The sequence below is a fragment of the Paenibacillus lacisediminis genome (assembly GCF_046567315.2).
Genome location: NZ_JBKIAX020000001.1, coordinates 458,772 through 470,013 on the forward strand (window position 1 = coordinate 458,772; position 11,242 = coordinate 470,013).

8 protein-coding genes and 1 pseudogene are annotated in these 11,242 nt (G+C 52.3%); 7 read left to right on the plus strand and 2 right to left on the minus strand.

Translation table 11 applies throughout. From position 1 onward, the window contains the following. Window positions 1-6 precede the first annotated feature (6 nt). Genes ACLD72_RS01955 through ACLD72_RS01970 form a run of 4 tightly spaced genes read left to right on the plus strand, consistent with a single transcriptional unit; the run spans window position 7 to window position 4,632 of the window. Window positions 7-1,290: a four-carbon acid sugar kinase family protein gene (locus ACLD72_RS01955; RefSeq protein WP_411003784.1), complete on the plus strand. Its 1,284-nt coding sequence runs from the start codon at window positions 7-9 to the stop codon at window positions 1,288-1,290. After that, window positions 1,290-2,288 (plus strand): 4-hydroxythreonine-4-phosphate dehydrogenase PdxA, encoded by a 999-nt coding sequence (gene pdxA, locus ACLD72_RS01960; protein ID WP_411003783.1) that lies wholly within the window; start codon window positions 1,290-1,292, stop codon window positions 2,286-2,288. Before ACLD72_RS01955 ends, pdxA begins: the two co-directional genes overlap by 1 nt. A 25-nt stretch (window positions 2,289-2,313) precedes the next feature. After that, window positions 2,314-3,264: a phosphoglycerate dehydrogenase gene (locus ACLD72_RS01965; RefSeq protein ID WP_411003782.1), complete on the plus strand. Its 951-nt coding sequence runs from the start codon at window positions 2,314-2,316 to the stop codon at window positions 3,262-3,264. A 48-nt stretch (window positions 3,265-3,312) separates the two neighbouring features. Beyond that, the gene (locus ACLD72_RS01970; RefSeq protein ID WP_411003781.1) at window positions 3,313-4,632 is read left to right on the plus strand and encodes an MFS transporter; all 1,320 of its coding nucleotides are present in this window, start codon (window positions 3,313-3,315) and stop codon (window positions 4,630-4,632) included. A 64-nt stretch (window positions 4,633-4,696) separates the two neighbouring features. Here ACLD72_RS01970 and ACLD72_RS01975 read toward each other — a convergent pair whose 3' ends face one another. Beyond that, window positions 4,697-7,021 carry an AraC family transcriptional regulator gene (locus ACLD72_RS01975; protein ID WP_458475501.1) on the minus strand — a complete coding sequence of 775 codons (2,325 nt, stop codon included), beginning with the start codon at window positions 7,019-7,021 and terminating at the stop codon, window positions 4,697-4,699. Between the two features lie 157 nt (window positions 7,022-7,178). Between ACLD72_RS01975 and ACLD72_RS01980 the strand changes: the two genes are divergently transcribed. Beyond that, entirely contained in the window at window positions 7,179-8,699 is a 1,521-nt protein-coding gene (locus ACLD72_RS01980; RefSeq protein WP_411003779.1) for an extracellular solute-binding protein, read from the plus strand. An 80-nt stretch (window positions 8,700-8,779) separates the two neighbouring features. After that, on the plus strand, window positions 8,780-9,163 hold the full coding sequence (locus ACLD72_RS01985; RefSeq protein ID WP_411003797.1) for a VOC family protein: 384 nt from the start codon (window positions 8,780-8,782) through the stop codon (window positions 9,161-9,163). Between the two features lie 525 nt (window positions 9,164-9,688). On the opposite strand, the gene ACLD72_RS01990 is transcribed toward ACLD72_RS01985, so the two are convergent. Next, window positions 9,689-10,591 carry a transposase gene (locus tag ACLD72_RS01990; RefSeq protein WP_458475502.1) on the minus strand — a complete coding sequence of 301 codons (903 nt, stop codon included), beginning with the start codon at window positions 10,589-10,591 and terminating at the stop codon, window positions 9,689-9,691. A 262-nt stretch (window positions 10,592-10,853) separates the two neighbouring features. Here ACLD72_RS01990 and ACLD72_RS01995 point away from each other — a divergent pair. Beyond that, window positions 10,854-11,044 (plus strand): annotated as a pseudogene (locus tag ACLD72_RS01995) (IS4 family transposase); the annotation flags it as partial. Window positions 11,045-11,242 lie beyond the last annotated feature (198 nt).

The following is an 11,242-nucleotide window of genomic DNA, read 5'->3' on the forward strand; positions in this document are numbered from 1 at the left end:
GATGGCATGAGGATAGCAGTCATTGCCGACGACCTGACAGGCGCCAGTGATTGCGGGGGACAGCTCGTCCATTACGGCCTGCAGGTGTCGGTTGTCCTAGGGCGGCGGGAGCCAAGTCCGCTCCCGAACGAAGCGGTGATCCTCAATACGGACAGCAGGGCCCTGTCCGGGGAAGAAGCCTACCGGACGGTTCAGGAAGCATGCCGGCAAATCCGCAATGAGCCCTTTGACGTGCTGTACAAAAAAATGGATTCCACCATGCGCGGGAACGTAGGGCAGGAGCTCAACGCGGTATATGACGTGTTTGCACCGGATTTTGTCATCATTGCTCCAGCTTATATCGGGAATGGGCGGCAGGTGGTCGACGGGATTCATTATGTGAACGGCATAAAGCTGCATGAAACGGAAGCTGCTCATGATCCCAAGACACCGGTGAAGGAAGCGCGGCTGGTCAAGCTGATCAGCGATCAGGCGCAGCGGAAGGTGGGACATCTGTCCAGAGCCGATCTGGAGCAAGGAACGGAGCATATCGCAGCCCGGATGGCTGCGTTCAAGGAACAGCAGATTGCTTATATCGTCGCGGATTCCGCAACGGAAGCCCACATGGAGGCGATCGTGAAGCATATCGCGCCGCTATCCTATTCGGTCATTTGGGCCGGCTCATCCGGGCTGATCCGGTATCTGCCCCAGGCCTACGGCTTGTCCCGCGTGCATACCGAGGAGGCTTTGCCGAGATCGGAAAAGCCTGTCCTGCTGGTGGTCGGCAGCGTAAGCCCGGCTGGCCGCAGGCAGCTGGAGCGGGTGCTGCAGGTGACCGGGGTGACGGGCATCGAAATGAACGCAGTTCGGGTGATCAGCGGCGAAGCGGCTATGGAGGCCGAACTGGAGAGGCTGCGGCGGCTGGCGGATGATGCCTTGGGAAAAAACAGGCATGTGGTGTTATTTTCGTCGGATAAAGTGGAGGAAACAAGAAGGGCCGGGCAGCGGTTCGGCTTTGGCGCAGTGGAGATCAGCAACCGGATATCGCAGGCGCTGGGGAAATGCGCCGCAGAGCTGGTGCGCAGGCACGGCCTGCAGCATCTGTTCCTGACCGGAGGAGACACGGCGCATCAGGTATTCCAAAGGCTGAACCTGCATGAATTCCGGCTGCTGTCGGAGGTGGAGAACGGCATACCGCTTGGTAAGCTTTCCGGAGAACAAGATATTTTTGCAGTGACCAAGGCGGGCAACTTCGGCTCGGAAGCTGTAATGGAGAAAGCGGTGCTGAAACTGCAAGGAGGAGGGGCATAATGAAACCAATTATCGGGATTACGATGGGCGACGCGGCGGGCGTCGGACCGGAGATTATCGTGAAGGCGTTAGGACATCGGGAAGTATATGCGCAGTGCCGGCCGGTTGTGCTTGGGGACGCCAAGATCATGAAAAGGGCCTTAGGCGTGACGGGCTCTGATCTGGTGCTGAGCCCCGTGCATTCCATTCAGGAATGCCGGTTCGAACCGGGAACGATCGATTGTCTGGATCAAAATCTGCTGCCGGAGGATCTGCCCTTCGGCCAGCTTTCGGCGGCTGCGGGAGATGCAGCATTCCAGTTCTTGAAGCGGTCGGTCGAGCTGGCCAAAGCCGGAGAAATTCAGGCGATCTGTACAGCTCCGCTGAACAAAGAAGCCTTGCATATGGGCGGCCACCGCTATCCTGGGCATACGGAGATTTTGGCGGATTTGACCGGGACGGAAGACTATTCCATGATGCTGTCCTCGCCCAAGCTGAAGGTGATTCATCTAACGACACATCAGGGGCTGATTGAAGCCATTCAGTCCATCACACCGGAACGGACTTATAAGGTGATCGCACTGGCTGATGAAACGCTCAAGCGCGCCGGATACGAGAGCCCGCGCATCGCCGTCTGCGGCATTAACCCGCATGCGGGCGAGAAGGGTCTGTTCGGCAACGGCGAAGAGGAAAAGCAGCTTGTACCGGGCATCGAAAAAGCGCGGGCGGAAGGCATCAACGTGGAAGGCCCGCTGCCGGGAGATACGGTGTTTTTCCGGGCCGTACGCGGCGATTTCGATATCGTAGTGGCCTGCTACCATGACCAGGGCCATATTCCGATCAAGGTGCTGGGCCTGGAGGAAGGCGTGAACATTACGGTGGGCCTGAAAGGCGGCGTTATCCGCACCTCGGTGGACCATGGGACAGCGTTTGATATTGCCGGACAGAACAAGGCGGATGAAGCAAGCCTGCTGGCCGCCATCCGTTCCGCTGCCGAGCTGGCGCCAAAGCGTGTATAAGCTGAGATAAAGGAGGCAAGTCAGGATGAAAGTAGTTTCCACATCGCCGTCGTTCGGTAAATATTCGGATGAACCGTTCCGATACCTGGAGCAGCATGGCCTTGAACTGGTCCATCTGCCTGCTGATGTCGGGGAAGAGGATTTTATCAGGGAGGCTCAGGGGGCAGCCGCGGCCATCGTTGCTTTTAATACGATTAACGGACATGTACTTGAGCGGATTCCGAGCCTGAAAATTGTATGTAAACACGGCGTAGGTGTCGATAACATCGATCTGGAAGCGGCCAAGGAGCGCCAAGTTTGGGTGACCAACGTTCCGAACGCCAATAAACATGCAGTCGCGGATTTTGCTTTCGGGCTGATGCTGGCGCTTGCCAGGCAGATTCCGGCGGCCGACCAGGGCACCAAGGCAGGCGAGTGGCCGAAAATTTTCGGTACGGACGTTTACGGCAAGACGCTGGGCATCATTGGACTGGGCAGCATCGGGAAAGAGGTGGCGCGCAGGGCGGGCGGATTTGATATGAGCCTGCTTGCGTATGATCCGTTCCCTGACCATAAGTTTGCGGAGCAGTGGAAGGTGCGTCTGGTCGGGCTGGAAGAGCTGCTAAGAGAAAGCGACTTCATTACGCTGCATATGCCACTGATCGAACAAACTCGCAATTTGATTGGAGCGGACCAATTCTCTCTAATGAAAGAAAACGCCTTCCTGGTAAACGCATCCAGAGGCGGCATCGTCAATGAGGAGGCACTGTATCAGGCTTTGAAGGAGAAAAGGATCGCAGGTGCCGCGCTGGACGTATTCGAGCAGGAACCGCTGACCGGGCACCCGCTGTTCGCGCTGCCGAACTTTATCGCCGCTCCGCATATCGCAGGGTATACAGATGGTGCGGTAAACACGCTTGGCATGACCTGTGTCCGCAATATTGTGGACGTCATTGTCCATGAGAAGGCACCGCAGCACGTGGTGAACGGGCTGTAATTATTTTTAACATTGTATCCCGACTTGGGAACAGGGAGGTTTGACAAAATGCAAGCTAATGAACTGACAACTGCCACCGAATCAAAACCTGTCCGCAAAAAGTCCAAAGTCCGCTGGGTCATTGCCTTTCTGATGTGGGCGGCGATTGCCATTAACTATATTGACCGCACGGTGCTTTCGGCTGCCGCTCCATTTCTGACGGATGAGTTCTCGTTAAGCGAAGCGCAAATGGGCATTATCCTGTCCGGCTTCTTCTGGTCCTATGCGCTGCTGCAGATTCCGGCCGGCTGGTTTGCCGACCGTTTCGGCCAAAAGAAGACGCTTGGCTTCGCCGTAATCTGGTGGTCGCTGGCGACGGCGGTGACCGGACTTGCGACAGGCTTCAAGTCACTGCTCGGCTTCCGGGTCGCCTTGGGCGTCGGGGAAGCGGCGGCTTATCCGAGCAATGCGGGAATAGCGTCCAAATGGTTCCCGGACAAGGAAAGAGCGACCGTATCCGGCATTTTTGACAGCGGTTCCAAGTTTGGCGGGGCCATTGCCATGCCGCTGATCGTCTGGCTGATCGCCATGTACGGCTGGAAAATGACCTTTGTCATTATCGGGGTGCTCGGCGTCATATGGGGCATCATCTGGCTCCTCTATTTCAAGGAAACCCCGGAGGAGCACAAGGGAGTTAATGAAGCGGAGCTGCAGCACATCCGCGAAGGCCAGACCAAAAAAGAGGGCGCTGACAGCAAGCAGCCGATGAAATGGTACCATTTGCTGAAGCACAGAAATATTTGGGCCATGTGTATCGGGTTCTTCATGATCAACTATAACTCCTACTTCTTCATTACATGGCTTCCTACGTATCTGGTCAAGGAGCGGGGCATGAATCTGATCGAAATGGGGTTCGTGGCCTCACTGCCGCTGCTGTGTGCGATGGTTGTAGAGGTCGCCGCAGGCTGGTTATCCGACCGGATTTACGCGAGCGGAAAGCTATCCTTGACCGCAACACGCAAGCTCTTTCTGGTTATTGGCCTCCTGATGGCGGCCTGCATCGGTTTTGCCGCATTTGCCGAGTCTGCCGTTCTCGCCGTGGTGCTGCTGTGTATCGCCAAGTCCGGCACAACGGTGGCTGCATCCCAGGTATGGGCGCTTCCGGGCGATGTGGCTCCGAAAAACATGACCTCCGTTGTAGCGGGGATGCAAAACTCCGTCTCCAACATGGGCGGTGTCGTTGGCCCGATCATTACCGGTTTCATCGTAGCCAGCACGGGCTCCTTCGTACCGGCGCTGATTTTCTCCGCGCTGCTAATCGTAATTGCGATTGTGAACTATCTGTTCCTGATGAAAAAGGTAGAGCCGATTCAAGTGAATAACGCCTAACTTTGAAAACTGACTAAGCTGAAAGCGCAGAAGGGGCAGCCCGCTGCGCTTTTCTTGTTTCGCCCTAAATCGATTCCCGCACCTTGCCGGACCCATGTGAAGCGGCGGTGTCGCGGTATTGTCCCGGCGTCATGCCCTCCACTTTACGGAAGGAACGGATGAAGTTCTGCGAGTTGTTGTACCGGAGCTTCGCCGCGATATCCTTGACCGGCATACCCGTTTCCCTCAGCCACTTTTTGGCCATTTTGAACCGGTACATCGTGAGATATTCACTAAAAGAGTACTGCGTCTCCTTGCGGAAAATGCTGCTGATGTAGTTCGCATTGTAATGGAGACGGGAGGCGCATTCCTCCAAGGTCAGGTCGGTGTCGTAATGGTGCTGGATCAAATCGATGATTTTTTCCGAAATATTGTGATACTGCGCGTTTTGCCTGCTGTTGAAAATTTTGATCAGCGGATGGATGACCGTGGTCCAGAACCAGTCCTCGATTTCCGCTTTCGTGTGAAGGTCGAGCATTTCCTCAAACAACGAGCTGTTTGCATAATGGATCTGCTGCAGGGAAATCCCCGATTCCTGCATCATAATCAGCAAATTGTTCAGCAAGCGAGTCAGCGGAATTTGATACTCATGCGGCGAGAGCTCCTGGGCGAACAAGGATTTAAACAGCAACCCGGTAAGTTCCTTGGCTCTGCCCGGTTCAGCCAGCTTGATCGCGTCCATCAGGTCGTTTTCTTTGTGAGTCGGGTAGTTCAAATTCAGCACATGTTTGCCGGAGTTGATGTTCTCGTATTGGATAATCACTCCGGTGCCCAGTTTTATCCGGTATTTCAGCGCTTCAATCCCTTCCCGGTAAGCGAGTGAAATTTTGTGAATGGATTGGAAAGGCAAGCTTAGACCAATGCTGACCTGCAATTTTAGGCACTGACCGATTTCATACTGCAGTTTTTCGGTTAAGGCATAAACGGTCCGGTGAAAGGTTCCGGCATTTCCGTCTGCGCTTCCGATCAAAGTGACGATGGTTTGTTCCATCATGACGGGAGCGAACCTGCTATAAGGCTCCACCAGTTCCTCGATCATATTTTGCGCGGCGAACAGCAGCAGGTTGAGATCCTTTTTCTCGTAGGCCGAATCGTCCGAATAATCGATCGCCATCGTGACGACCGCCATCGTTTGCCATTCCTCGATATGATCTTTGTAACCGTATTGTTCGAGTTTTTCGAGAAGTTCGCGCTTTTTGTATTTCCCCTGGAAAGCTTGGATCAAGGAAAAGGTGCGAACCTGTCTGATATGCTGGCGAATCTCCGTTTCGAGCCGGGATTTCGACTGAAATAATTGGTGGAACTCTTCGCCGATCATTTCGAATTCGCTGGTGTGCCTCTGGCGGACCTCGGTTTTTCGCCGGCCCATCTGGTTAAGGAGCCGTTCGATCGGCGAATACATCCGGCGCGAGCCGAACCAAGCCAGCAAAATGGACAAGATGAGCATGAGCAGACATACATAAAAGGTATACTGCCCGATTTTGCTGGATTCCTTGGTCAAACTCCCGATCGAGGTCACCGACAGGTATACCCAGCCGTTCAATTGAGAGCGCAAATAAGTAACGGAAAAATCCTTTTTGCCGATCAAAGTTTGAAATTGCCCGGAGAGCTTGGCTTCGTCCGCAATTAGGGATACATCGGCAAAACCGGTCTCTCCGAGCGGGCTGCCGATAAACGACGGATCGGGATGCATCAAAATCTGCTGGTGTTCGTCCACCACGATAATGCTGTCCAGCGGCTGCACATCCGTTGTGATACTGTCCTGCAGGCTGCAAGCGGGAATATTCGCCAGAGCCAGCCCGTATTTGTGCAGCTTGGAGACCGGAAGCTTCTTGATCAGGCTGACGCTGTAGCTGCACGGTGCGGAATTGATGTTTTCCTCGCTGTAAAACCACGCCGACGGGGTTAAAATCCACGAGGTACTGTCGGGCGTATCCATCAGCCTTTCGAGCCGCTCGTGATCCTTATACTCGTCCAGCCGGTAGAGGCCCGAATTTTTCACCATCCAATTCTGCTGCATGTTGATCAAAATGACGTCTTCCAGCTTCGTATCGAAGGACTGCATGTTGCGGATTTCGTTGCGCAAATCGTTGTATAATTTGAAATCGCTTTCACCTAACGGGTTGTTAAGTGTCCTTCTAAGTACGGTCGAGTTAACCACTTGATTTAAAGTTTGATTGACAGTCGTCAATTTACGTTCTACATTTGAGTTAATTTGTGAAATCAGTTCAATTTTGCTTTGGTTTACATTTTTTTGGATTTCCCTAGTTGAGGTCAAATAGGAAAAGGTGCCGATAAACAGCACGGGAAGCGTACTGACAACGATCGTAAAAATCATTAGTTTGCTCAAAAAGCTTAATGGTTTCACCAATATCAGCACCTGACCTTATGTGATGAATTACGGCTATAATCAAGTGTATGATGTTTTACAGATAATTACAATAATCATCTTGTGGGGCAATAATCATTTTGTTTCATTTTGCGAATTTTTAGGGGGGAACTACCAATTGTTCAGAAGAATCCGCGGGGTAAAAAGCATGTTGTATACGTTCGCCATTTGCCTGATCGCCGTTTCCTTGCTTGGCGGCTGTATAAACCGGGACGCGAAACGCGCGGCAGCCGGCGAAGACCGCCCGTATATTTCGATTTTGGCGCCGCTGCATTTTCCTCAGCCGCCTTCCAAGGATGTTGTTGCGGAAATCGAGCGGCTGGCCGGCGTTCAGCTTGACCTTCGCTGGGTACCGGAGGGTGTTTATACCGACAAGATGATGACCGGGCTGACGACCAATTCATTGGCCAAAGTCAGTTTTGTGAAATTTTCCGATTACAATCTGGTTAAAAATGCGATTCGCTCGAACGTTTTCTGGGAAATCGGGCCGTTTTTGGAGGAGTTTCCGAACCTGCGCAAGCTTGACAGGGAAATATTTGACCAGACCACGGTGGACGGAAAAATATACGGACTATATACCGAACGTCCCTCTTCGCGACAAGGGGTGATTCTACGCAAGGATTGGCTTGACAACCTCCAATTAAAAGAACCGCAGACACTGGAGGACCTGTATGAGGTGATGAGACAATTTACGTATAATGATCCGGACGGTAACGGAAAGCAGGACACGCTGGGCGTTGTGGACCGCAATGATCTCGTGTACGGCATCTTCAAGACGTTAAGTTCTTATTTCGGAACGCCAAACAATTGGAAAATTGAAGCCGGCCATGTCATTCCGGAATTCATGACGGACGAATACATGGATACGATGAATTTTATGAAAAAGCTGTACGATGAGAAGCTGATCAATCAGGATTTTCCGCTCACGAGCAAAGAAATTCAGCGCGACAAGTTCATTCGTGGCGAGGCGGGCGTATTTATCGGGAGTATGACCGATGTTCAGCGGCTGTCCATTGAAGCCAGGGCGATCCATCCGGACGCCGAATTTACCCTGGTCAACCGGATCAAAGGTCCGTACGGATACAAGGTATGGTCGATTCCGAATTATAACGGTCTTTATTTGTTTTCCAAAAAGGCGATCCCTACGGAGCAAGAACTGCGGGAAGTGCTGGGCTTTTTTGACCGGACCATGGACAAGGATGTCGCCAATCTGATGATGTATGGATTTGAGGGGAGACACTATTATACGGAAAACGGGAAAGTGGTCCTTCCGGAAGAAACTTCACAGCTTCGGGTGTATGAGGTGAACCCGCTGTATTCCCTGCTGATTGCCGACATCAGCAACAAAAATATTATGGAGGTCGCCAAAAAAGAACATCTGACCTACATTGCGGAACAGCTCAGCAAAGACAATGAATCGTTTCTGGTTGAGGATCCGACCGTTCAGCTCAGTTCGCTGACCTTTGATGAAAAAAACGCCGAACTTTCGGCGATTATCGCGGATGCCACATACAATTACATCCTCGGCAACATCGATGCCGAAGGCTTCCGGCAGGAAATCGAGCGCTGGAAACTGAGCGGCGGGGAAATGATCATCAAGGAATTCGAGGCTTCCCTTGCAGGCAAGGGAGTAAAATGATTATGTATGGTTTTTTCAGATGGGAGCCAGATTGTTAGTAGAGCACCAACGTTGCAAATATCAAAGGAGGCAAAAACATGATGAAAATTATTGTTACCAGTGTATTCGTTCAAGATCAAGACAAGGCATTGGCGTTTTATACAGACACGCTGGGTTTTGTAAAAAAGCATGACGTTCCCGCCGGAGAATTTAGGTGGATCACGCTTGTTTCTCCGGATGATCAAGACGGTACCGAGCTTTTGCTCGAACCCAATGACCATCCTGCCGCCAAAGAGTATCAAAAGAAGTTAGTTGCCGATGGCATCCCAGTAACCATGTTTGGCGTTGATGATATTCATAATGAGTACAAAAGATTATTGGATAACGGCGTGAAGTTTACTATGGAGCCGACAAAAATGGGCGATGTTACAATAGCCATCTTCGACGATACCTGCGGCAACCTTATTCAAATCATTCAGAAGTAAAACAGCCAATAGATTTAACAAAGACCTTAGCTTCCGCTTGACGGCGGAACTTAAGGTCTTTTTACTATGTTTCACATCCTTCGATGGCGGCGATTTTGCCCCCCTGCAGGTGACACTATGTGGAAATTGATTGATCCCTTGAACTGAAGGTTTTCAAAGAATTAAGATAGACGGCTGGCAAAATAGAAAAACACTGCTTCGTTTGGTAAAGCGAGAGTGACGAGCTTCTACGATCAGACAAAAGAGGTGTCTTTTGTTGAAAGCTTGAGGATAGGGAAGTGGGGTGGGCGGCAGATCAACACTAACTGTCCGGACGCCTTGCACGATTATCCCGTTTGATCAGGTTAGCAGAGAAACAGACAAGCTCGGGAGAAGAAAATATTTGGTGGAGAAGCAGACAGGCTCGAGATAGCAACGCCCACACCGTTCATGCTAGCTCGCACCAATCAAGTTGATCCGCATTAAGCTAACCCCTACCCATTAAGTTGATCTGCATCAAACTTCCCCACCGTTCCAGAGTCTCGATCAGGCCGCAGTTGCAAGGGGCTGGTTCGGTTGGCGCGCGATCAGCCGGCGGTAAGGGATTGCCGGAATCGGCACACACATGCGCAGCAACTTCTGCCACATCGTTTCTTCCGCTCCGGGCAGGCGCAGCCGGCGGCGTACGGTGTACTCGTTGAGATACGCCTGCAGATGCTTCAGTCCCAAGGCTATATATGTACTCTTCAACGATTCCCACGCCTCTCTCACCACTTTCCGCAAAGGCGCATACAGCCGATAGGCTAGAGGAAACGACTGCACCGCCGATGTACGGACATCTACATGCCCGTTGATGAACACAGCGAGTTCGTGACGGTTTGCTCTTTGTCCGTCTCCTCTTTTATGCGGTACCAGGCGGATTTTGACCTGCTCCGGCTCGCCCGATTCCTTGACCGTGCATCCCGCTATGACCGCCGAGGCATACGGATGTGAAAACTGACACCGGGACGGATTACACCCATACAGATCGCTGTTCACCTTCACGTCTCCGCAGAGCAGCTCCCGGGCATCGAATTCCCCGACGGCATGGCGTATTTTGTGCAGCATCAACCAGGCGGTTTTGTAGGTGACCCGGATCACCTGGCTCAGCCGCATCGCCGAGATGCCGCCCTCAAGCAGGAATAAATCCAGGGCCTCGAACCACTTGAGCAGGGGCAGATGCGTTCGTTCAAAAATCGTGCCGACCAAAGCCGACGTTTGATGCTTGCACTTTCCGCACTCGAACAAGGGGATATGCCGGGAGGTCAAACGACTGCACCGGGTGTGAGCGCAGCGCGGGCAGACGAAGCCGTTCGGCCACTTCATCGCGATCAGCGCCTCCATGCAGGCCTGCTCGCTGTTATAACGGCTGGTGAATGGTTGAAGTTCCGTTCCCGCATTGACCCCCATGTTCGCTCGCCCCCGTATCAAGAATTCACGTACATATGTTCGATTTATTTCATTATACCAAACGTGCGTTCCCTTATCAAGCCGAAAATCTCACCTGCCACATTTTTCCTCATCTCTTTTCTCCTCTCTTTTTTTTGAACTCTTGCCCCTTGCCCCCCCTTGCTCTCTGAACGAAAGGGATAATCGTGCAAAGGCAAGCAGCAGGCAGGAACACCAAGATACCAAGACACGAACCCTAGACAGCCCCCGCACCTGGTGTTGATTTGTGACACTGCTCGAAACGGCTACAGTGCAAAAGGTAGATTCGCTGACCTCGGCGAATCGTGACGCCCTCTTCATCGTTGACGTTTCCATGCTTCCATGTTTGAGCGGAATCGCAGCAAAGCAGTCGAGTTGCTTGCCCGGTTTAGAGATCATGCCACCGGCACGTTTTACAAGGGATCTTCTATGCTCTTGATCAACGAAGCAGCCCAAAAAGCCGGGAAGACACTGTCCGAAGAAGAGATTGCTTCGGCCATGAGAGCTGGCCGTAGTAGGATGGTTCAAAAGTATGAATCTGAAGCTGTACGAGAAGCAACGCATCGTGCGCAAGAACATATTCATCGTACTGATCGTAAAGGGGTCCGAGTATAATCGGGGCTTTCGTTCATT

Excerpts from the sequence above, each read along its gene's own strand:
- ACLD72_RS01955 (WP_411003784.1), top strand. The coding sequence starts at position 7 with ATGAGGATAGCAGTCATTGCCGACGACCTGACAGGCGCCAGTGATTGC.
- ACLD72_RS01990 (WP_458475502.1), bottom strand. The coding sequence starts at position 10,591 with ATGGGGGTCAATGCGGGAACGGAACTTCAACCATTCACCAGCCGTTAT.
- ACLD72_RS01985 (WP_411003797.1), top strand. The coding sequence starts at position 8,780 with ATGAAAATTATTGTTACCAGTGTATTCGTTCAAGATCAAGACAAGGCA.
- ACLD72_RS01970 (WP_411003781.1), top strand. The coding sequence starts at position 3,313 with ATGCAAGCTAATGAACTGACAACTGCCACCGAATCAAAACCTGTCCGC.
- ACLD72_RS01965 (WP_411003782.1), top strand. The coding sequence starts at position 2,314 with ATGAAAGTAGTTTCCACATCGCCGTCGTTCGGTAAATATTCGGATGAA.
- pdxA (WP_411003783.1), top strand. The coding sequence starts at position 1,290 with ATGAAACCAATTATCGGGATTACGATGGGCGACGCGGCGGGCGTCGGA.